This window comes from Terrimonas pollutisoli (genome assembly GCF_029360765.1).
Lineage (GTDB): Bacteria > Bacteroidota > Bacteroidia > Chitinophagales > Chitinophagaceae > Terrimonas_B > Terrimonas_B pollutisoli.
Genome location: NZ_JARKNA010000025.1, coordinates 1 through 23204 on the forward strand (window position 1 = coordinate 1; position 23204 = coordinate 23204).

Genomic DNA, 23204 nt, shown 5'->3' on the forward strand with positions numbered 1-23204 from the left:
GCTTTATGGAAATCTATATTACGCTATAGAATAAATAACACATGGATGCTAAAGTTCAATATTGCAAGCACTTGTTCAAAGTATAATTTCATAACAATCTAAAATTACAGTCGCGCAACAGCCACTTTAATGGCGGGGCTATGAAACGCTCTTCCACAATGGGCTTTAGCCCAATATCGAAAATTTTAGTCGGATAACCGGATTCATAAAGAGATTCCGGTTGTTTTTATCATGCACCATCAGGCGTTTTGTCCGCCATCTACCGTAATAGTTGATCCAGTAACAAAAGATGCGTCAGGGCTTGCAAGGAAAGATACAGCAGCAGCGATTTCTTCAGCTTTGCCATAACGGCCCAGAGCTAAGCCTGCTTTTATTTTATCAGAAAACTCGGTTCCGTCCGGGTTCATATCAGTATCAGTAGGGCCAGGTTGTACAGTATTAACCGTAATGCCTTTCTTACCAAGGTCCCAGGCCCAACCCCGTGTATAAGCTGCAACGGCGGCTTTTGAGGCAGCATAATCTGCAAAACCAGCATTAGCAAGCCTATCAGCAAAAGTGGAACCTATAGAAATGATGCGTCCACCATCACCCAGGTATTTTGTGGCTGCTCTTACTGTTGCAGCTACACCATTCAAGTTTACAGCGAACAGCCTGTCCACATGTGAAAGGTCGTCTCCTGCATTATCTACCACGCTGAAAGCTGTGACCCCGGCACTATTGACAAGTATATCCAACCCGCCAAATTGTTTTACTGTTTCTTCAACTACAGCTTCCGCAGCCTTTGTGTCGCCACTGTCAGCTTTTATGGCATAGGCTTCTCCACCTGCTTTTTTGATTTCATTTACCAGGTCAATGGCCTTATCCACTGCATTCAGATAAGTAAATGCTACTTTGTTTCCATCGGCTGCTAATCTTTTTACTATAGCAGCGCCAATGCCCCTGCTACCGCCTGTAACAAGAGCAACTTTATTTTTTGATTTCTTTTCCATGATTATTTGTTTTATGTTTTTTTAATAAAACAAAATTGCGTGTTTGAGGAGGCCGTTTCCAACGTCATTTGAGGCTATTTAGTCTTGATATTTATCAAGAGGCTTGATTGTAAAACAAAATGTTAGTCCAGCAAATCCCGGGAGAGTGTAAGAGAAATTAACGACTACTTTTTATTGGCGAATTGAGTGCGTATCCGCGATAACGTTTCGGCGGAGATTCCGAGATAGGAAGCGATCATATGTAAAGGAACCCGGCTGGTAATGTTCGGATATCGTTTGATGAAGTCCAGATATTTTTCCTCACTTGTAAAAGTGATATTTCCGTGTATCCTTTCCTGGCTGGCGATATAAGTGCGGTTTAGCAATTCACTTACCAGGTCATTAAAAGCGGGTATTTCTTTGCATAAATTATCAAAATTCTCTTTAGTGATCATGATGACCACCGATTCCTCGAGTGCGTCAATGTAACAACGGGAAGGTTTGCCCGTCAGCAAACTTTCCCGATCTCCGGCCCACCAGTTTTCGATACAAAACTTGAGGATATGCTCCACTCCTTTCTCATCCAGCCGGTAAATGCGAAGACAACCTTTGCATACAAAAGCATAATGTCTCCAAACGTCACCTTCTTGTAAAAGGTATTGTTTCCGTCGGAGTTTTTTTATAATACTGACTGAAGATATTCTATCCAATTCGGGTTCCGACAGCGTTATTTTATCAGTAAGATATTTTCGGAAAACGTCAAACATACTTATTCATCAGCTTGAACTAAACCAGTTTAAAAGACATACTCACTTCAAACTTATGAATAGTTTTTAAAACGGTTTAGACCGTTTTAAAAGAACCTGGTTTATAGGTTATCCGATTTTTAGCAGGTTTAATGTAGGAAGTGGCCCTCCCGGAAATTGCTGCAATTTACCCCCCTCATCCAACCGGCCCAGGTCAACCCCAGCAAAACCTAACCTATCAATGATACCCGCCACTACTTCCTTGGCAGATTCATCATTACCGGAATAAAAAATCACCCGGCTTCCCCCATGCTCTTTGGGGTTTGAATTCAGAACTGTTGGTGTAAGCGTATTAAAAGCTTTCACAAGAGTTGCACCTTTGGCCCATGAAGCAACCACCTCGCTGGATGTCTTTCCATTTAAATCAGCGAGCTTAAATCCTGGTAAAATGGGATTGGTAGGGTCAATAATAATTTGACCGTTCCACTTGTTACCCGTGATCACTTGTTTAAGATGCTGCCATTGCAAAGAAACAAAGACAACGTCTGCCGCTGCAGCCTCGGTGACTGTGCCAGCTTTTACATGACCACCTAATTGGTTCACAACTCCAGCCAATGATTCAGGGCCACGGCTATTGCTCAATATAACTTCATAGCCAGCTTTAACTACCTGTTTTGCAAAAGCCATTCCTATAGAACCGGCTCCAATGATACCTATTTTCATTTCTTTTAAAATTTTAAGTTAAATATTTATTTATACCAAAGATGGCTCGTAAAGCAGCCATGCTCCAATGACATTTAAAGGGAATTAGTCTTGACAAATGTCAACGCTGCATTTGTTGAGAAAGCTTAACAAAATCAGCCAACTCCTAATGCTGTGCTAACTTATTTTACCGGGCGAAAAGGATTCGATGGTATTGTAGGGATAGTGATTACCAAATACCCATCGTCTTGAAAGTCCACCGTTAGTTGTCACCATTTGATTTCGAAACGTATTATCACCTGTCTTTAGCCAAATTGTCGCAACTTACGATCCCTGATAACAGGATCTGTTGGTAATCTCAAGGTATATTTATTGGAAGTATTGACACGAACATAGGATGTTTTTTCATAAACCGTCATACCCGCTGCGATCAGCAATACGATCAGACGGTTCCGTAAACTGAATTCAATAAACTTATTGATCACTTGATTTTTATTTTCGTTATATCGCATCAGCTGAATGCTTGCGTGAGCAATTGGAATAGCATATAAGCGCTGACTTGAAATGAAAATCACCTTTCACTTTTAAGTTATAGCGACAGGAGGTCTGAGAGGCTGTAAGAAAAAAATAAAATACGCAAATTGCACTTGCGAATGTATATTTCTATGCAACTACTTCGCAGAGGGGGACATATCAGAAGAGGAGAAAAAAGCTATCGTAGTTCCCAATGAGCCGGAGATATAATGCTATAAAAGGGGCCTTTTGGTCAACAGTCAGTTTGATATGACGTTTCACCTTTACAAAATTGGATCGGAAAATGAACTTTACTTTATACCTATTCGTTGGTTTTCTTTTCAACCAGTGCTTTACCGCATTTAGGGCAATTACCCTCTTTGTCTAACGCTACTTCCGGATGCATTGGGCATGTATATAACTTTACAACTTCAGCTTTCATTTGTTCTTTTGGAGCCAGGTTTAGCTTCTTTCCACATTTGGGGCATTTTCCCGGATCGTGTTTTGTTACCTCAAGATGAACAGGGCACCTGTAAGTTTTCATTTCCTTAGCTTTCAGTTCTTCCTTGGCTGAAAGGGTAAATTCCATTCCACACTTCGGGCATTTTCCTGGCTCGTGACCGGTAGCTTCCGGATGGTTAGGACAGGAATAGAATGTCGCATGCTTTGTCGTATCCACTTTTCCGGCCTTTTGTCCAAAAATACAAGTGGATGTAAAGACCAGAGCGATCGGGAGAAGAACTAACTTTTTCATGAGTTAAGTTTTTAAAATTGAGTAATACTCGAAATTAGACGCATTACGGGCACTATAAAATGACGTGAGTCAAACAATACTGTGATAGGAGTCAGCTAATGATCATCCTGAATTAGCTTTACTACGGACTCCTCATCAATTTTCTTCTCGTTTACTTCTGCTTCGTGAAATAAAGTGGCGGCCTTATCATTTCCCAATGCTTTTGTAAAAGCAGCAGCGGTTCCATAAATACTGATTTTATAATGGTTGATGGCTTGAATGCAGCCATCCGTAAAAAACGGGAATCAAACCCGTGTCGTGCCGGATAAAAAATTGATGAAGGAGTTTATGAAGCGCCACTTTCCTCATGCCACCTATTCTGTTTTCAAAGGCTTGCCCGAAATAGCAATCGTAAATTATTTGAAAAAGCAAAAAGAAAATTCCCTGGTGATCCTGGGTGCTTACCGTCGAAGCACCGTCTCCCGTTTGGTTCAGGGCAAGCATGGCTGATGTGTTGATGAGAGACCTGAAACTCCCGCTATTTATTGCGCATAACAGATAAGCGGGTTAACGCCCTTCCGGCCAACTTTTTGCTGCTACATGAATGAGAACAATCAAAGGCTTATGTGATCATAGTCATTTTTTGGAGTAGTAAGCAGACCTAGCTTCGGTATCTAAAACATATGTTATGAATACCGGTCTGACATCCGAATTAAGTGAAGTATTGGAGGCGAAGTATTACCGTCCTGCTATTTCTATCGTAATGCCATTTGAGCCAAAGATGAATCAGAAGACAGCCCTGTCGCATTCATTGAAAATTGCCGTTGACAAGGTGGAACGGGAATTAAGGGAAGCTTATTCCACCGAAATCATCGAACTCGTGATAGGCAAGCTCAGGTCGGTAATCAGCAACTTAAATTATAATACTCATAAAAAAAGTATTGCCATTTATGTGTCACCGGTATTTGAAAAGGTTTTGTACCTGGATATTGCGGTAGAAGAAAAGATCATGGTAGATGAGTCATTTGAGATCCGTGACCTCGTTTACAACAAAAAGCAATCCCATCAATACCTGGTGTTGGTATTAAACGGTAAGAAAAGCCGCATGTTCCTGGGCAATTCAAAAACCTTTGTAAAAATAATTGCCGACACTTCCGGTTCGGTATATACGCATGTCAATGATGCACCTGAAAAAGTGTCCAATTTTTCGGATAATGCAAGCAGGCGGGAGATCATTATGGAAAAGTTCCTGCACCATATTGATAATTCGCTCGGCATTATTCTTCAGGCTTATCATTTGCCTCTTTTTGTACTGGGTCCTGAAAGAATCGTTGGCCATTTTAAAAAACTGACTAAACATGGAAGCGCTGTTATCGAATATATCTATGGTGGTTATGATGAAGCGAATGCCGAAGAACTGGCAGCCATCCTGCAACCCTACACAGTAAAATGGAAAGAAGTAAAACAAAAAGAATTATTGAATCAACTGGAAGATGCAGCCCGTAAAAAACAACTGGCATGTGGCATACGCAATGTATGGCGGGAAGCGATGAATCACAAGGGTCGTCTCCTGGTTGTCGAAAAAGATCATATGTACGCCGCACAGCATGGAGGAAGCAAGAATGTTATTTACATGCCATCAAAATCTTATTCTAAGTTTTCACATATTAAAGATGCGGTAGATGATGTAATTGAAAAAGTGCTGGAGCAAGGCGGCGACGTTGAATTCGTTGACAAAGATGTATTGAAAGATTATCACCACATTGCCTTAGTTCAATATTATTAATTATTAACCCATATAAAATAATTTTTATGAAAACAATCATTGCCCCAACCGATTTTTCGGCCAACTCGTTGAATGCGGTTGACTATGCCGCTGACATGGCCAATATGCTGGGCGCCCACTTAACCCTATTTCATGTATATGCCATTCCTACACCGGCTACCGAGGTACCAATACCCACCTATGATGTGGAAGCCCTGGCTATAGCAGCTGACGCAGAAATACAAAAGCTAAAAGAAACATTGCTAAACCGGTTGAATGACCGGGTGATCATTCACACCGAAACAAGGCCGGGCTATGTGATAAACGAATTGACAGAATACGCAGACTCCGTAAAACCATTTGCAGTGGTAATGGGTGCTGAAAGTGCCGGCGCCTTTGAACGATTCTTATTTGGTGGCAAGACCGTAACAGCAGTAAAAGATTTAGCCTGGCCATTGATCATTGTGCCGCCAACTGCGAAGTTTACCAATATTCGCAAAGCAGGACTGGCTTGTGATTTCAGGGTAGTAGTAGACTCAGTAAGAGTGCAGGAAATAAAAGAACTGGTGAAAGAATTCAACGCTGAATTGCATATACTACACGTAAGCGACAAGACACAGGGTACATTTAGTGCGGTAACAGTAGAAGAATCAGGACTATTACAGGAAATGCTGGGCGACCTGCATCCGCAATATCATTTTCTGAATGCACCAGAGGTTGAAAAAAGCGTAACTGATTTTGCAGAAGAAAACAAGCTTGACCTGCTAATACTAATCCCCAAAAGGCATAGCCTCGTTAGTAAAATATTCCAGCACAGCCATTCCAAACAGTTGGTGCTGCATACACATGTACCGGTAATGTCACTCCATGAAACGCCTATGTAAAATAGTTGACAGACAGGGGATGTTGATAGGGCGTTCCATCTGACCAAATTAAAACAATAAAAAATAAACAGATGAATAACGATTATTGCCTGGCAAAATGGACAATTATATAAAAAAATTCAAGGAAATCAGCATAGCTGATATAGCAGCAGTGGGTGGTAAAAACTCGTCCCTGGGCGAAATGTTTTCGAAACTTTCCTCAAAGGGTATTCCGGTACCCGACGGTTTTGCCACCACTGCTTTTGCTTTTGAAGAATTTTTGTCGCATAACTCATTACACCTGCCGTTGCATGACTTGGTAAATGACCTGGACAAAAATAATTTTTCAAACCTGCAAACTATCGGCGCCAAAGCAAGAGCATTGCTGCTGAAAGCAGATATGCCCCGTAGCATGGAACTGGCGATTGTGCATGCCTATAAAGAACTGTGTGAAACCGCTTATTTCGAAGTTGCCGTGAGGAGCAGTGCAACCGCCGAGGACTTGCCACAGGCAAGCTTCGCCGGGCAGCATGAATCGTATCTCAATGTTAAAGGTGAAAAAGCATTGCTACAGGCAGTTAAAAAATGTTTCGCTTCTCTTTATACAGACAGGGCCATTAAATACCGGGAAGACAATGGATTTGCACACGAAAAAGTAGCCTTATCAGTAGGTGTACAAAAAATGGTTCGTTCTGACCAGGCGTCGTCCGGCGTTCTCTTTACACTGGAGCCAGAATCGGGTTTCAGGGATATTATTCATATCAGCGGTGTATGGGGATTGGGTGAAAATATCGTGCAGGGAACAGTAACACCGGATGAGTTTTTTGTTTTTAAACCCACGTTACGGCAAGGCAAGAATGCCATCGTACAAAAGAAGCTGGGTGAAAAAGCAAAGACGATGATTTATAGCAACGACGAAGCAAACCCGATTATCAATATTGACACGCCAAAAGAAAAGCAAGAGCGATTTGTTTTGAATGATGAAGAAATAACAAAGCTTGCCAACTGGTCATTGCTGATTGAAGAGCATTATCAAAAACCAATGGACATCGAATGGGCCAAAGATGGAATCAGCAATGAACTATCTATTATCCAGGCCCGGCCCGAAACAGTACACAGTCAAAAGAATCCGCTGGTAATAAAAGAATACCAACTCCTGGATAAAGGAGTGGTACTAACGGAAGGTCAGGCCATCGGGTCCAAAATTGCAACCGGTGTAGCCCGGATTCTACAATCGCCAAAAGATTCCTATAAATTAAAACCCGGTGAAATAGTTGTTACCAATTTAACAAGCCCCGACTGGGATCCTATCCTGAAAAACGCCTCAGCGATCATCACCAATAAAGGTGGCAGAACAAGCCACGCCTCCATTGTTGCAAGAGAATTAGGCGTCCCCGCTGTAGTGGGATGCAACGATGCGACGGAAAAAATTGCTGATGGTGATACCGTAACTGTATCCTGCAGTGAAGGCAAGACCGGATTTGTCTACAATGGCGCTTTAAAATTCAAAGAGGTTGAACTTGATTTTTCGAAAGTAAAAAAAACGGAAACAACTAAAGCAATGCTGATTGCCGGCGACCCTGACAAAGCCTTTAAACTTTCATTTTACCCCAATGACGGCGTTGGCCTGATGAGGATCGAATTTATTATTACCCATACCATACAAATACACCCGATGGCACTGGTTCGCTTCAACGAACTAAAGGATGTTGCGGTAAAACAAAAGATCGAAGAATTAACCCATCACTATCCTGATAAAGAAAAATACTTTGTTGATAAACTGGCTGAAGGCGTAGCGACCATAGCCGCCGCTTTTTATCCAAAAGATGTAATTGTACGAATGAGTGATTTCAAGACGAACGAATATGCCAACCTGGTAGGCGGTAAAGATTTTGAACCAACGGAAGAGAATCCAATGATCGGCTTCCGCGGTGCTTCCCGCTATTATCATGAATTATACCGGGAAGGTTTCAGGCTGGAATGCGAAGCCATCCGCAAAGTGAGGGACGAGATGGGATTTACGAATGTGAAAGTGATGATCCCATTTTGCAGAACGCTGGAAGAAGGAAACAAAGTGATAGCCGTGATGAAAAAATATGGTCTCTCACGGGGTGTCAATAACCTCAAGATTTATGTAATGGCTGAAATACCAAGCAATGTAATACTTGCCGGAAAGTTTGCACAGATCTTCGATGGCTTTTCCATTGGCTCCAATGATCTTACCCAGCTGACATTGGGTATCGACAGGGATTCCGCCATTATCAGCCATTTATTCAGTGAACAAAATGAGGCGGCAAAAGAAATGATCGCTACAATGATCAGTAAGGCAAAAAAAGCCGGTGCAAGAATTGGCTTATGTGGCCAGGCTCCCAGCGACTTCCCTGAATTCGCCAAATTCCTGGTAGAACAGGGAATTGATAGCATCTCCTTTAATCATGACGCTTTACTAAAAGGGATTGAAAACATCCTGCAAGCGGAAAAAAAAGAAATAAAAAAATTACAACAAACGCCAAGCCTTTAGCATGGAAAGAATTTTTGAAAATAAAGTGGCGATTGTAACAGGTGCAAGCTTCGGCATTGGAAAAGCTACCGCCATTGCTTTTGCAAAGGAGGGCGCCAAAGTTGTTATTGCGGATATCATTGAAGACAATACAACAGTAAGTGCTATTCAGTCCGCAGGCGGAGAGGCTATGTTTATAGCCTGCGATGTATCCAGCGAAGACAGCGTCAAAGCGATGGTTGAAAAAACTATTGCTAAATACGGCCGCCTGGATTATGCATTTAACAACGCCGGTGTAGAAGGTCATGCAGCTCCTACACATGAATGTACAACTGACAACTGGACAAAGACCATTGATATAAACCTGAAGGGTGTTTGGCTCTGCATGAAGCATGAAATACCGCACATGCTGAAGCAGGGAAAAGGTGCAATTGTAAACAATGCATCGATAGCAGGCCTGGTAGGATTTCCCAATATCCCCGCTTATGTCGCCTCGAAGCATGGCGTCATCGGACTTACGAAAAATGCTGTCCTTGAATACGCAAAAATGGGCATCCGGGTAAACGTCGTATGTCCGGGTGTGATCAGGACGCCGATGATCGACCGCTTTACCGGGAAAAATAAAGAAGTGGAAAAACAATTTGAAACAATGGAACCCGTGGGAAGGCTTGGTGAGCCCGAAGAAGTAGCAGCGGCAGTCATCTGGCTTTGTTCAGATGCTTCTTCTTTTGTAACAGGCCACTCGCTGACGGTAGACGGCGGATGGGTTGCACAATAAACTCAAATTCTTTACAGGATAAAACATACCTGTATGCTTGGCCAATTGAATAATAAGGAAATTGAAATGGTGTTAAAAAATAACCTCCTGGGACGTATTGCCTGTTATGATGACGCCAAAATGTATATAGTGCCTATCAACTATGTGTATGATGGAAAAGACATCATCGCACACTCGATGCAAGGCATGAAAATAGAAATGATGCGCAGAAACCCGCAAGTTTGTTTTGAGGTAGATGAAATAAAAGATTTCACCAACTGGAAAAGTGTGATCGTGTGGGGCGAATACCAGGAACTGTCCGATTCAGCAGAAAGATACAGGGCCATGAAATATTTTGTGGACCATACCCTACGCACAAAAATCAGTGAAACAGCCATGCCTCCTGAAATATCAGAAGATAACCAGATACTGCATGTTCCCGGCGACCTTCGTCCTGTTATTTACCGGATCGTTATCCTTGAAAAGACGGGCCGGTATGAAAAAGATTAATTTTTCTGCTCATGACTTCTATCATTACGATCACCTTTAGCCCCTGTATTGATAAAAGCACATCGGTTCATTCATTGATTCCTGAAAAAAAATTAAAATGTTCAGCGCCCAAATTGGAGCCCGGTGGCGGCGGCATTAACGTAGCAAGGGCTATCAAAAAATTGGGCGGCGAAGCAATAGCCATATTTCCTTCCGGTGGCTATACCGGCAAATTCCTGAATCATTTGATAGAAAAAGAAAATATCCCCTCCATCATTGTTGAAACAGCCAACGAAACAAGAGAGAATATTATCGTCGTAGATCAATCAACCAATAATCAATACCGGTTTGGAATGCCCGGCACCACCTTAACTGAAAGTGAATGGCTACATTGTGTGAAAGCAGTGGAGGAAGCCTGCAATGGCGGTTATTTGGTGGCCAGCGGTAGTTTGCCACCGGGAGTTCCGCCCGATATTTATTCACGCCTTGCGAAAATTGCACATAATAAAAACTCAAAGTTCATAGTTGATGCTTCCGGCGATGCATTGAAGTACGCCATTAAAGAAGGTGTTTACTTATTGAAGCCTAATCTTGGCGAACTAAGTTCACTTGCCGGCTTGAAATGGATCGACGCTGACAAGGCAGAAGAAATTGCCCGGCATCTCATTGAAAAATTTCATTGTGAAATAATCGTGGTCTCCATGGGAGCCGATGGTGCTATGCTGGTAACAGCAAAAGATTCATTCCGGATCAAGACGCCAAAAGTGGAAAGAAAAAGTACAGTGGGCGCCGGTGATAGCATGGTAGCAGGTATTATTTACAGTCTTGCCAATGGAAAAAATTTGCAACAGGCCTTACAATATGGAGTGGCCTGCGGTACTGCTGCTACCCTGAACCCTGGTACTGAACTTTGTAAAAAAGATGATGCCGACAGGTTATACCTGCAGATCAATCAATCCGCCTGATAGTATTATGAGGATTGTCATAACTTCAAATGAGCGGCCTCATTCTTCATAGTTAAGCGGGTGGTTACTTTACAGTTTTTATTACCAATAAACTATTTTTTTATGAACAAAAATGATAAAGTATTGATTGCACTTGTCGCCGGTGCGGCTGTGGGAGCCCTGTTAGGAATTTTATTTGCGCCTGCTAAAGGAAGCGAAACAAGACAAAAGATCGCTGAAGCACCAGGAAAATTAGCCGATAAGCTGGAAAAAGAATTCAGCCGTTGCAAAGAAAAATTTGCAGACAAGGAAAATGAACCAGTGTGATGTGATCTGTACACTGCGGAAAGAAAAAAATAAGAAGGCAGTCATACCAAAACAGGTTCTTACATTTTAAAAAAATCTTTTTGCTGATGCCGGAAAAAGTTATTCAACTGGAAAACATCAACGGCTTATCTGCAAAAGATATTGAACCGCTACGCCGGCAATATGGTAAAAATATTTTCCAGGCAGAGCCATCCAGGCGTTTCTTTTCTATCGTATGGGATATTGTAAAAGAACCCATGTTTATTTTGCTTTCCATTGCCTGTACACTCTATTTCATCCTGGGAAGCATAGACGAAGGTATCATGACGGCAGTAGCAATAAGCCTGGTTACTGCTATTTCTCTTTACCAGGAAGTAAAAAGCAACAGGGCATTAGAAGCCTTAAAGCATTTGACAGATGCCCGGATCACCGTTATCAGGGATGGCAAAGAGATCATATTACTCTCAGAGGATTTGCTACCCGGAGATATCATGCTATTGAGCGAAGGGATGAATATACCCGCTGACGCCATCATCTTACAGGAAAATGATCTAAGCATCAACGAGTCGGTTATTTCAGGAGAGTCGTTCCCGGTTGAAAAAAATGAAACGGAAGGAAATAATATTTTATACCAGGGTACTACCATCAATGCCGGTAAGTGTGTGGCACAGGTTAGCGCTATTGGCAATAACACCGTTTTAGGTAAGTTGGGCAAAACAATTGGAACTTACCGACCACCTAAAACATTACTCCAGCAACAGATCAATCGTTTTGTACGATACCTTGCTTTTTTTGGTCTTGCCGGTTTCTTTATCATTCTTTTACTGAACTACCTGGATAGCGGCAACTGGGTTACCAGTTTGTTGTTTGCCCTGACACTTGCCTTATCCGCAATTCCTGAGGAAGTGCCGGTAGCATTCTCCTCTTTTATGGCACTGGGGGCTTACAAAATGAGTAAGCTCGGCATTATTTCGCGGCAGCCACAAGTGGTAGAAAACCTCGGAGCTGTCAGTGTTATTTGCCTGGATAAAACAGGTACCATCACTGAAAATAAAATGGAGGTAAAAACTATTTATGATTTTAATTCAGATGCATTCATTGAGCTGAATGAAAATTCCGGCTTGCAAAACACAGAGGTTTTACGTTATGCAGTATTAGCCAGCGAACAAGATCCATTTGATGCCATGGAAAAAGCAATATGGGATGCGGGCAAAAAATACCTGCCCCAGCAACCATTAAAAATGAACTATGAGTATCCGCTGGAAGGCAGGCCGCCGATGATGACACATGTTTACATTACAGATGGTTCAAGAATCGCCGCAGCAAAAGGCGCAGTAGAGCGTATAATAAAAGTATGTCAGCTCAGTGACGTTGATAAGAATACCATCAGCCAACAAACAAGGTCGCTGGCTTCGAAGGGATATCGTGTTTTGGCAGTCGCCAGCAGCAGGCTCCAATTTGACAGGCCATTACCATCAGCGCAGGATGATTTTGATTGGCATTTTGAAGGCTTATTGGCATTATATGACCCACCCAAAAAAAATATTCCTGGTATTCTCAGGGAATTTCACGATGCGAAAATCGAAGTGAAAATGATAACCGGGGATTATCCCGAAACTGCCGTTACTATAGCAACCCAATCAGGCATACATCACCATCAGCATTATATTACCGGTGACCAGGTTGCAAACATGAGCGATGGCGAGATACAGATAGCGGTAAAGAATACCAACATCTTTGCAAGAATGTTTCCCGATGCCAAATTGAAAGTGATCGAAGCTCTAAAAGCCAATGGTGAAATAGTAGCCATGACGGGTGATGGCGTTAATGATGGACCAGCTTTAAAATCGGCCAATATCGGAATTGCCATGGGTAAAAAGGGAACAGAAATAGCCAGGCAAGCCTCAGACCTCATTTTAACGGACGACAATCTTGAAAGAATGGTAACGGCTATCCGGGAAGGAAGAAAAATTTTTACCAATCTTAAAAAAGCAATCCGCTATATTATTTCGATTCATATCCCTATTGTGCTGACCGCATCCATCCCCATTATACTTGGATGGGCATACCCCAATATTTTTACACCGATCCATGTTATTTTCCTGGAACTGATCATGGGGCCCACCTGTTCTATATTTTTTGAAAGAGAACCGGTTGAGGGCAATAGCATGCTCCAAAAACCAAGACAAAAAAAAGATAGCTTGTTTACCCGGCGGGAAATATTTATCAGCATCCTGCAAGGCTTGTTAATAGCGACTGGCTCCCTGGCGTTATATTATTACTTCATGACGAAGGGCACCTCGCTGGAACAAACAAGAACCATTGTTTTCACTACCTTAATTCTTAGTAATATCTTTTTAACCTTTGTGGATCGTTCTTTTACGCAGACCATTTTTCACACCATCCGGTATAAAAATAATCTTGCCCCTGTTATACTTATTATCTCTACACTGTTTCTTGGTGCCTTGCATTTTGTTCCCTTTGTCCGTAAGCTTTTTCAATTGGCAACAATAAACTGGCAGCACTTCTGGCTTTGCTTCGCAGTTGCATTTGCCAGTGTTTTCTGGCTCGAGGTATATAAAATAGTTCTGCTCAACTTCAATCGTAAAGCAACTTATGGTGACCCTCTAAGCAATGCCGCTTAATTTACATTGATCTTTGGATGGCAGGTGCTTATACCCAGTAAACTGTATAGAGGACAAAATCCGGCATAAGAAGTAACCAGTGGCAGAATGGCCACAAGTCCCCACCAGGATTTAAAATACAAGCCTGCTGCACCGATCGCAACGGCTATTATCAACCGGATTGTTCTGTCTGTTTTTCCAACATTGCATTTCATAAATGTTTGTTTAAAAAGGTTTACTAACAATATTTTTTTTCGCCACCACTCCGTTTTTTATCATGTGCTTCGCGATAAGCAGGCCATACTGGTGACCCAGGCTTTCTGAACTCGCCGGATCAAAGGATTGGGTTTGCACCGAGTACAACAATTTTTGCGTACGCATATCATAGAAATTACTTTCCCAGAAATATTTGGTATCGGTGACATAATAGCCCGGTTCGTAAATCCGCCGGTTCATTGTGCCATAATATCCCCAGAAGCGATTGTAGTAATAGCCATAAGGCGAGTAGTTGATATGGCCCGGAACATATCTTTTTTCTTTTTCTTTATCCAGCAATACAATTGTCACTACCGCATCGACACCACTATTATTTAGTTTGGCCAGTGCAGCTTCTTCATCCATTTTATCGAAAGCTTTCGGTCCATATTCTTCTAACGCTGATACCGCATTATAACCTAAGTTCTGCAGATCGCCGACCAAATGATCTTCCATGTTTTCACGAATGGTACGATCTGCTTCCCGGATAAGACCCAACACCAGTATCTTATTGTATTGTTTGGGTGATACATTTTCATCTTTCCATGAACTGGTAATCCTGGAAGAAGTACATCCTGCCAGGAACAGTGCAATTATACCCAACCATTTTATCGCTTTCATATTTTTTGTTTTATGGTTCAAAATACAGAAAGCACCAGCCTCAAAAAATGACAGGCATCATTGGGCTGCCAGATTATTATCAGGCGTTTTCCCTGCCCGGTTAAACTTGCCGTATACGTCTTCAAAAAATAAAACCCGGCCCGATGAATCGACACCAGCAGGATTGTACCAGACGATCACAGGCATTTGTTGATCAGCAGGCACAATAACAGGTGATTGATTTCGCAAACATCCTTTCTCTTCCAGTGTATCTATTGTCAAAGGATTTTTTACAAGCAGGTGTGCTAACTCCATGGGCTTGCTCATGCGCAGGCATCCATGACTGAAGAAACGCTTGTTCAGCATAAATGCATCCTTAACTGGTGTATCATGCAGATAAACACCGTAAGGGCTATAGAAATTAAGCTTTATCAGCCCTAATGAATTATCGCAGCCTGTGCTCTGCCTGATAATATAAGGGAAATACCGGGTGCTTAGGCTTTGCCAGTTCACAGTATAAGGGTCTATAATTTTTCCTGATAGATTCAGCAGTTGAAAATTGCCTGCAGCAAGATAGCCGGGATCTTTTTTTATATGAGGCAACAGTTCTTTGGTGGCAATACTAAACGGCACATGCCAGTAAGGATAAAGCACCAACTCTGTTATCCGGCTGGCCAAAGTGGGTGTCGGGGTAGATTTTTTTCCTAATACCATGCGCATTTCAAGAATCACCTGTTGCTTGTGGTACACTTTCATATAGGCTGCCGGAATATTAATCACGATAACCGGCTGACTTTGTGCCAGGCAATTCAGCCAACGATAATAATTGACCGAAAGATTTAACTGTTGCAGCCTGGTGGCAAGCGGCACATTTAACTCCGCCAAAGCAGTGGTCCGTAACACCCCATCAGCCAGCAACCCAAACTGACGTTGCGCTTCTTTTACTCCTGCCTTCACAAGACTGTCTGACAATTTATTTATCGCAGTGTCAAGAAGTGATAACTGCCATAGTTTTATAATCAATGGTTGGTTAGCAACATTTACCTTGGAAGAACGGATAGTTGTTTCCTTGAAACTGTTATCAGCCATCACCCGGTTATACCATTGTATTCTATTTGTCAGCGACTGTATTTCCGGAAGAGTAGTGCTTAAGTGGTGTGCTAATGCGGGTAATTCATTTTTCAACATGGATTCAGCCAGCAATGCCGCGATATTGGTGCAGCCCGGTACGTAGTTTATACCATTATAACCCAACGCAGGTCTGGTATTTCCAAAAGTGATATCACTGTAAAACTGAATGGCAGATTGTGTAATCTTTATGTCCGCCCTGATTGAGTCCTCCTGGTTTTGTAGATGAAGTTTATCCTGTAGTAATGAAGCTATAAAATCAATATCGTAGTCTTTTGGCTGTAGCCCCCAATCAGCCGCTTGTTTTAAAACAGAAAGCAGAAAAATACAGTTTGTTTTGTTTTCTTTTTGTATCCACCCTGTCGTAAAGCCAGTCTTTTCATAAAAGATGCTTTCGTTTTGGCGGGACTCGGGGGAGCCCATCTTATTTTCAAATGAAACAAATTGCTTTACAGCAGCCGGGGAAATTTGAGCAAGGCCTGTCAGGCTGATTACGCAAAACAGCGATATGATGATTTCTTTTTTCACAAACCTTGGCAAACGAAGCAGATGAGCAATATCCCAAACATTGATTTAAACAGGGCGGTGAAAGTCATTCCTGAATTTCTTATGCATCAACTAAAAAGCCCCGTCACCCTTTGTGGCGGGGCATTAAGCCATACAGTAGCTGGCTTATTTTACAGCGATATGCTTCGCTGAAGATTTTTTTGCTTCCTCATACCGGGGCAGGGAAATCTTTAACACACCGTCTTCATACCGGGCATCAATTTTTTCCTTGTTTACTTCATCGGGCAGCGTAAAACTGCGACTGAAAGAAGAATAGCTATACTCCCGCCTTGTGTAACGTTTGTCCTTCTCTTCCTTGCTTTCTTCTTTTTGACTGCTGATGGTTAACATATTGCCATCTACATCAATATTGAAATCATCTTTCTTCATGCCGGGAGCGGCCAGCGATACCAGGTATTGGTCCTTTTGTTCAGTAATATTCACAGCGGGTACGTTCATGACGCGGCCCGAGAAACCACTATCAAACCACTCGTTCCAGGGTTTAAAAAAATCATCAAATACGGAAGGCATTCTTTCTGAAAGCCTGCTTAATGCTTGGGTTCCCATAAAAACCTCCTTGTTTTTTTGTTAGAATATTTTTTACATCACAAATCTATTTTTTCAACCGTCTGAAATAAACGATCTGCGTCAGCAAAAACCTTGAGATTAATCAGGCGTTGCGGCAATACAAGATTAGTGGCTAACTGGTCTTTTAAAATAAAAGGTGAACAGGTGAAAAGACGCACCTGATAAACTGGTAAACCTCTGACATGACAGATATTGATTATCAATGAAACTATCGAACAAATCCTGCTTAACCAGAAGGACAGAATTTTAAATGCCAATACACCGTACCCACACCCCCATCAATACGATAATATTGACCTGTCATAAAACGAGCTTTGTTGCTTGCGGCAAATAGAATAAAATCTCCATTTCAAAAAATCAATCAGATGCCTTATTGTCATTAATTGAACTACTTTTAAAAAACAGCAGGACACAGAAAATAAATTTCCAGTGTCCTGCCTCCGTTCATAAAACAACTCCGATCTAAAATCCTGATCCTTCTATATAACTAAACAACATGTATCGGTGTAAATCCGTCTTCGCTCTCAGCGGGAATATATGTCTCTGTCATTAACTCGTCAATTGTTTTCTTTTCCTGTTTTTTGCGTCTTGAGCGTTCGATCCAGCCATCGAATATGGTATAGATAACGGGAACGATGATCAGCGTAAGAAACAGCGAACTGATCAATCCCCCGATAATTACCCAGGCAAGACCATTTTTCCATTCGGCGCCGGGACCGGAAGCAATGGCGATAGGCAGCATACCAAACACCATGGCAATGGTTGTCATCAAAATCGGGCGAAGTCTTGCATGGTTTGCCTGTATCAATGCTTTAAACGTAGTTTCTCCGGCTGCCTTTCTGTGATTGGTAAAATCTACAAGCATGATGGCATTTTTACATACCAAACCAACAAGCATGATGATACCGAGAATGGTAAATATGTTCAATGAATTGTTGGTTAATCCCAGTGCCAGCAAGGCGCCGATGAAGGACAGCGGTACAGAGAACAACACCACCAAAGGATAAACGAAACTATCGTACAGCAACACCATCACCAGGTACACGAGTAAGATAGCAGCCAGCATGGCTATACCCAAAGAACCAAATCCTTCAGATTGATTTTCCATATCGCCGCTCCACACATAACTTACTCCGGCCGGTATTTTTAATTTTTCAAAAGCAGCCTGCCATTCTGTAGCAACAGTACCCGAAGGGCGCCCTACTGTTTGGCCCTGGATAGTTACTGAAGGACTTTTATCTCGTCTTTCCAACTGGCTGGGGCCTGATGATTCAGCAGTAGTAGCAAACTGCGATAGTTTGATATGCTGGCCCTGATCATTTACAAATTCCAGGTTGCGTACATCATCAATATTCGATCGGTTGAAACTGTTATAACGTATGTTGATGTCGTATTCATATTCACCGGCTCTGAACTTACCATCGGTATTACCGTTGAAAGACGTTTGCATCGTGGCGCCCACTGTTTGAAGAGTTAAGCCCAAACTAGCCATTTTATCCCTGTCCACCTGTACATTGATCTCGGGGTTTCCTGCTTCAACGGTAAGCTTTGTTTCTGTAGCGCCTTTTATTTTTTTCAGCTCATCATGCGCTGCATTGGCAAAGGCCATAGCGCTATCCAAATCAGGTGCCATTACAACCAGAGCCAGTGGTGCATTATCTGCGGTGCCCAACATACCTATGGGTGTTGTTTTCACTTTGGCTCCTACCAATACATTTTCCAATTCTCTTTTTATTTTGGCTGCATACACATACGAATCATCATTCCGTTGCTTTTTGTTTACCAGCTTTACATGTATCTCCGACTTATATGCAGTAGACTGGCTCCCGGCCATGCCATCACTTGTTTGCCCTACTGTAGTGATCATATCGATCACTTCAGGCTTTTTGCGCAAATACACTTCTGCTTTTTGCGTCACCTGGTTTGTTTGCTCAACGGAAGCATCTTTAGGCAATTCCATTTGTACCAGGAATTCTCCCCTGTCGCTTTTTGAAAAAAATTCACCACCGACATAACCGCCTACTACCATGTATAACGATCCCACAAACAGGGCGAGCACGATAGCTAACGTGATCCGTTTATGCTTAAGCGTCCACGTTAATATATTGCTTACCCAATGTGTGAAAGAGGTAAGCCCTTTTTCAAATCCCAGGATAATTCTGCCGAACAGCGTTTTTGAAGTAATATGCTCCAGCTTTCCAAACCGGGAAGAAAGCCAGGGTACAATGGTGAACGAGGATAAGAGTGAAAACAGCGTTGCAATAATTACCGTAACACAAAACTGTTTAATGATATTTGATACCAATCCGGTACTTAATGCGATGGGTAAAAACACCACCACAATTACCAGGGTAATGGCGGTAACGGTAAATCCTATTTCTTTGGTGGCTTCGTAAGCAGCCCGCACTCTGTTCTTACCCATTTCCATATGGCGGTAAATGTTTTCCAATACCACAATGGCATCGTCAACAAGAATACCAACCACCAATGAAAGTCCCAGCAAACTCATCAGGTTAAGGGTATAACCAAAAAGCGCCATACCAATAAACGTAGCAATTAAAGACGCCGGAATGGATACCATTACAATCAGCGAATTTCTTATGCTGTGTAAAAAGAACAGCATCACAAAAGCTACCAATACTACCGCCAGCAACAGGTCATGCACTACGGAATCAGCCGCTTCCAATGTAAATACAGTACTGTCGTTCGCGATGTTCATCTCTAAATTGCTGGCTGCATATTGCTTTTGAAGAGCTGCAATCTTTTCTTTGATCTCATCAGCCACCGCTACCGCATTGGCGTCGGTTTGTTTAATGATCTGCACGGCAATGGCGTTCTTCTGATTTACACGGGATATTTTCTCTACTTCTTTTTGTGCATCCTGTACATCAGCAACGTCTGAAAGCCGTATGGATATACCATTCTGAGAAGTCAGCACCAGGTTACGCAACTCGTCTACGTTCTTGTATTTACCTGATAAACGCACTGTAATATTTTGTTCCCGTGTTTGTACATTACCAGTAGGAAAATCGAGGTTAGAGCCAAGAATCATTTGCTGCACCTGGGGAACAGACAAGCCATATCCTTTCAGTTTTTCTGCATCAAGACTTACCTGTATTTCTCTTTCCTGTCCTCCGATCAGGTTCACCTGCGCCACGCCATTCACCCGTGACAATGCAGGATTAATTCGTTTGTCAATAAGATCATACAACGACGATTCATCCATTTTTGCAGAAGCAGAAAGCGTTAATATAGGCAGATCGCTCAACGAAAATTTGTTCAGTGATGGCGGATCAATATCATCCGGTAGATCTTTTAAAACAGCATTGATCTTGCGCTGCGCATCGTTTAACGAATAATCGGCATCGGCCCCGCTGGTTAATTGAATCGTAACCAGTGAAATGTTTTCCATTGATTTCGATTCCAGCTTTTTTATGTTTTCCAGCGATGCCACTGCATCTTCAATTTTTTTGGTTACAGTATTTTCTACTTCCGACGGAGAAGCACCCGGATACACCGTAGTAATGGTTACCGCATTGGAGTCGAACTTAGGGATCAGTTCATATCCCAGCATCGTATAACTAAATAAGCCGCCGAGTATGAGAACCGTGAACAGCACGATTACGAGGGATGGCCGTTTTATGGAAATTTCAGCTAATTTCATGTGTTATGTTTTTACAATGATATTTGTATCCGTGGTTTATTGAATAATACTCACTTTACTACCATCCGCCAGGTTGATCTGACCACTGGTAATAACCAATGCACCTTCATTTAAACCTTCCAATACTTCTACTTTTTCGCCTATAACCCGACCGGGTGTAACGGTTTTCAAACGGGCAGTACCGTTATCGGCCACAAATACCTGTTTGCTGTTTACACTGCCCACAAAAGCTGTTCGCGGTATCATAATAATAGCCGATTGATTGGGGAAATCGAATACTGCGGTACCATACATACCTGCTTTCAATTGATTGGCTGTATTGTTTGTTATAACTATTTCTACCCGGAAGTTCAATGCTTCATCCGCTTTCGGTGCAATGAAATTGATTTTACCGGAAAATGTCTTGTCAGGAAAAACACTTGCTTTTATCTGTACCGGTTTTCCTAATTCCAGGTAAGGTATCTGTGCTTCGTTTGCTGCAACATTTAATTTAAGTGTAGAAACATTCACGATATCAAATAATACAGTGCCGGGCGCTACAACGGTTCCCGGTTCAATATGGCGTTTGTTTACAATACCGCTTATGGTAGCACGAATATTGGCATCACCCAGGTTAATGCGTGATTGTTCCAGTTTAGCCTTTGCATTTTCTACATTCAAGCGTGCCTGATCTACCTGCTGCTGCGTTACGCCACCGGTTTTAAATGCATTTTCATATCGTGCAAGGTCAGCAAGTGCTGTTTGATAATTAGCGCTGGCATTGTGAGCATCCACCGAAAGCTGGTCAACCCGTATAGTGGCAACTGTTTGCCCTTTTCGCACATAGCTACCTTCGTCTGCCAATACGTGTACAATGCGACCCGATTTTTCTGCGGCCAGGCTCAACTCCTGGGCAGGTGCAAAATTGCCGTTGGCTATTACATCCAGATCAGGTATTTCGCTGGTAGCAGTATCTATGCGCACCGCTACCGTTGCATTTGTTTGTGCTACAATTTTTGTTTTTTCTTCTGATTCCTTTTTATTGTTCGAAAGCACCATTGCTATAGCTCCGAACGAAGCAATTATTACTACGATGGTTAAAATAATTCGGGTGATCTTCTTTTGCATTGCATATTAGTTTAAGAGTGATTTTAAATTTCCCTGTGATTTTATTAATTGAATTTCTGCCAGCCGGTAATCAAGCAAAGCGGCGGTATAATTATTTTGAGCTGTTGACAATGAATTTTCAGCGTCCAGCAGGTCGGTTAAAGGAGCCAGGCCCTGACGGTAGTTATTCTGGGTATTATCATATACTTCTTCGGCCAGCGCTACATTTTCTTTTTGATTATTCAGCGTAATAATGCTGTTACGAAGTTGTGTTTTTGCATTTTGATTAGTAAGACTAAGCGATAGCTCAGTGTTTCTGATATCTTCTTTGAGCTTTCGTATATCTACTTCGGCCTGCCGTACTTTGGAGCGTGTTGCAAATCCATTAAAGAGGGGAATTTTCAGGTTTAATCCTACCGATGCATAATCGAACCAGTTGGCGCCACTAACCGTTGATTTTCCTATGGGAAAGGAATTGCCTAATCCCTGGTAGCCATAATTACCCGAAAACGACAGCGACGGATAATCACCGGCACGGATGGATTGTTTTTGTAATTGCAACAGTTCTTCCTGTTTTTTCAGCACCTTGTAATCAGACAGCTTTTTGACATCAGCTACATTATCCATCAGTGATAAACCTGGTTGAATGTCGTTCAATTCGGCAGAAGGAATAGTAATGGGTGCTTCAATAGGCATACCCATGTAAAACTTCAATGTGTTTTCCTGTTGCTGAACCGAATTGATCAATTGCTGACGTTGTGCCTGAAGGTTAGATAAATTAACCTTGCTTCTGTCGAGATCAATTTTTTTTGCAAGCCCGTTTTTGTATTGTCCTTCGATTACATCCTTCACGCGGGTGGTAGTGGCAATATTACTGTCTACAATTACCAGTTGCTGGCGTTGCACCAAAACCTGGTAGTACTGTGTAGCTACTTTTTCAATCACCTGTTCATCGGTCAGGCCTGCCATTAGCTGGTAATATTGTTTCGTGGTCTTTGCTGCTTTCAAACCAGTAAATACCGATTTGTCGAACAGGGTTTGAGAAAGAGAAACAGAGGCACCGCTGTTCCATTTTTGTCCCATTGGAATCAATAATGTTTTACCTGGTTGTCCTGCCAGATCGCCGGGCAATGCGGTCAGCTGTAAAATAGGATTATAGGTAAGGCTTCCATTACCATTTATCTGCGGGAGCGCCTGTGATTTGGCTTCGTCAATTTTGTTTTGACCGTTTTCTTCATCAAGCCTTGCCTTTATTGCATCAGATTTGTTTTTCAGCGCATACTGCAGTGCTTCTTTCAGGGAAAGCGGAGTTGTCTGGGCTTTTGCTAAAGACAAAACGCCCACCCCGATCGCAAGTAATACCAAGCGTTGGGCAAAAGTTCGAAGCGATTGATTTTGTTTCATTAGTTAAGTATTTAATTGAACTG

At 42.2% G+C, this 23204-nt stretch carries 22 protein-coding genes; 9 read left to right on the forward strand and 13 right to left on the reverse strand.

Going from position 1 to position 23204, the window contains the following annotated elements:
* Positions 1-239: 239 nt before the first annotated feature.
* The 6 genes from P2W73_RS24215 to P2W73_RS26570 form a co-directional block, all read right to left on the reverse strand.
* Complete coding sequence (locus P2W73_RS24215; RefSeq protein WP_276504686.1) at positions 240-989, reverse strand: SDR family oxidoreductase; 750 nt, start codon at positions 987-989, stop codon at positions 240-242.
* Positions 990-1153: 164 nt separating this feature from the next.
* Positions 1154-1735, reverse strand: a complete 582-nt coding sequence (locus P2W73_RS24220) for a Crp/Fnr family transcriptional regulator (protein WP_276504687.1) — start codon at positions 1733-1735, stop codon at positions 1154-1156.
* 108 nt (positions 1736-1843) lie between these two features.
* Positions 1844-2437, reverse strand: a complete 594-nt coding sequence (locus P2W73_RS24225; RefSeq protein ID WP_276504688.1) for an NADPH-dependent F420 reductase — start codon at positions 2435-2437, stop codon at positions 1844-1846.
* A gap of 284 nt (positions 2438-2721) precedes the next feature.
* Positions 2722-2928 (reverse strand): hypothetical protein, encoded by a 207-nt coding sequence (locus P2W73_RS24230; protein WP_276504689.1) that lies wholly within the window; start codon positions 2926-2928, stop codon positions 2722-2724.
* A 323-nt stretch (positions 2929-3251) separates the two neighbouring features.
* The gene (locus P2W73_RS24235; protein WP_276504690.1) at positions 3252-3683 is read right to left on the reverse strand and encodes a heavy metal-binding domain-containing protein; all 432 of its coding nucleotides are present in this window, start codon (positions 3681-3683) and stop codon (positions 3252-3254) included.
* 95 nt (positions 3684-3778) lie between these two features.
* Complete coding sequence (locus P2W73_RS26570) at positions 3779-3943, reverse strand: DUF892 family protein (protein WP_369127538.1); 165 nt, start codon at positions 3941-3943, stop codon at positions 3779-3781.
* A gap of 67 nt (positions 3944-4010) precedes the next feature.
* On the opposite strand from P2W73_RS26570, the gene P2W73_RS24240 reads away from it, so the two are divergent.
* The 9 genes from P2W73_RS24240 to P2W73_RS24280 all read left to right on the forward strand — a co-directional run bounded on the left by P2W73_RS24240 (position 4011) and on the right by P2W73_RS24280 (position 13931).
* Positions 4011-4172 carry a hypothetical protein gene (locus P2W73_RS24240; RefSeq protein WP_276504691.1) on the forward strand — a complete coding sequence of 54 codons (162 nt, stop codon included), beginning with the start codon at positions 4011-4013 and terminating at the stop codon, positions 4170-4172.
* 178 nt (positions 4173-4350) lie between these two features.
* A complete protein-coding gene (locus P2W73_RS24245; RefSeq protein ID WP_276504692.1) occupies positions 4351-5448 on the forward strand; it encodes a baeRF3 domain-containing protein in 1098 nt (365 codons plus the stop codon).
* Positions 5449-5474: 26 nt separating this feature from the next.
* Positions 5475-6311: a universal stress protein gene (locus P2W73_RS24250; RefSeq protein ID WP_276504693.1), complete on the forward strand. Its 837-nt coding sequence runs from the start codon at positions 5475-5477 to the stop codon at positions 6309-6311.
* Between the two features lie 97 nt (positions 6312-6408).
* Positions 6409-8811 (forward strand): phosphoenolpyruvate synthase, encoded by a 2403-nt coding sequence (ppsA, locus tag P2W73_RS24255; RefSeq protein WP_276504694.1) that lies wholly within the window; start codon positions 6409-6411, stop codon positions 8809-8811.
* A 1-nt stretch (position 8812) separates the two neighbouring features.
* Positions 8813-9568: an SDR family oxidoreductase gene (locus P2W73_RS24260; protein ID WP_276504695.1), complete on the forward strand. Its 756-nt coding sequence runs from the start codon at positions 8813-8815 to the stop codon at positions 9566-9568.
* 33 nt (positions 9569-9601) lie between these two features.
* A complete protein-coding gene (locus P2W73_RS24265) occupies positions 9602-10057 on the forward strand; it encodes a pyridoxamine 5'-phosphate oxidase family protein (protein WP_276504696.1) in 456 nt (151 codons plus the stop codon).
* Between the two features lie 11 nt (positions 10058-10068).
* On the forward strand, positions 10069-11001 hold the full coding sequence (locus P2W73_RS24270; RefSeq protein WP_276504697.1) for a 1-phosphofructokinase family hexose kinase: 933 nt from the start codon (positions 10069-10071) through the stop codon (positions 10999-11001).
* A 102-nt stretch (positions 11002-11103) separates the two neighbouring features.
* Positions 11104-11307 carry a YtxH domain-containing protein gene (locus tag P2W73_RS24275; RefSeq protein WP_276504698.1) on the forward strand — a complete coding sequence of 68 codons (204 nt, stop codon included), beginning with the start codon at positions 11104-11106 and terminating at the stop codon, positions 11305-11307.
* Positions 11308-11393: 86 nt separating this feature from the next.
* On the forward strand, positions 11394-13931 hold the full coding sequence (locus tag P2W73_RS24280) for a cation-translocating P-type ATPase (protein WP_276504699.1): 2538 nt from the start codon (positions 11394-11396) through the stop codon (positions 13929-13931).
* Here P2W73_RS24280 and P2W73_RS24285 read toward each other — a convergent pair.
* The 7 genes from P2W73_RS24285 to P2W73_RS24315 form a co-directional block, all read right to left on the reverse strand.
* A complete protein-coding gene (locus P2W73_RS24285) occupies positions 13928-14125 on the reverse strand; it encodes a YgaP family membrane protein (RefSeq protein WP_276504700.1) in 198 nt (65 codons plus the stop codon). The genes P2W73_RS24280 and P2W73_RS24285 overlap by 4 nt on opposite strands.
* Before the next feature lie 10 nt (positions 14126-14135).
* A complete protein-coding gene (locus tag P2W73_RS24290; RefSeq protein WP_276504701.1) occupies positions 14136-14786 on the reverse strand; it encodes a hypothetical protein in 651 nt (216 codons plus the stop codon).
* 57 nt (positions 14787-14843) lie between these two features.
* Positions 14844-16421, reverse strand: a complete 1578-nt coding sequence (locus P2W73_RS24295; protein ID WP_276504702.1) for a L,D-transpeptidase family protein — start codon at positions 16419-16421, stop codon at positions 14844-14846.
* 144 nt (positions 16422-16565) lie between these two features.
* Entirely contained in the window at positions 16566-17006 is a 441-nt protein-coding gene (locus P2W73_RS24300; protein ID WP_276504703.1) for an Hsp20/alpha crystallin family protein, read from the reverse strand.
* A gap of 508 nt (positions 17007-17514) precedes the next feature.
* Positions 17515-20691 carry an efflux RND transporter permease subunit gene (locus P2W73_RS24305; RefSeq protein ID WP_276504704.1) on the reverse strand — a complete coding sequence of 1059 codons (3177 nt, stop codon included), beginning with the start codon at positions 20689-20691 and terminating at the stop codon, positions 17515-17517.
* 36 nt (positions 20692-20727) lie between these two features.
* Positions 20728-21798, reverse strand: coding sequence for an efflux RND transporter periplasmic adaptor subunit (locus tag P2W73_RS24310; RefSeq protein WP_276504705.1), 1071 nt, complete (start codon positions 21796-21798; stop codon positions 20728-20730).
* Between the two features lie 6 nt (positions 21799-21804).
* Positions 21805-23181 carry a TolC family protein gene (locus tag P2W73_RS24315; protein ID WP_276504706.1) on the reverse strand — a complete coding sequence of 459 codons (1377 nt, stop codon included), beginning with the start codon at positions 23179-23181 and terminating at the stop codon, positions 21805-21807.
* Between the last annotated feature and the right edge of the window lie 23 nt (positions 23182-23204).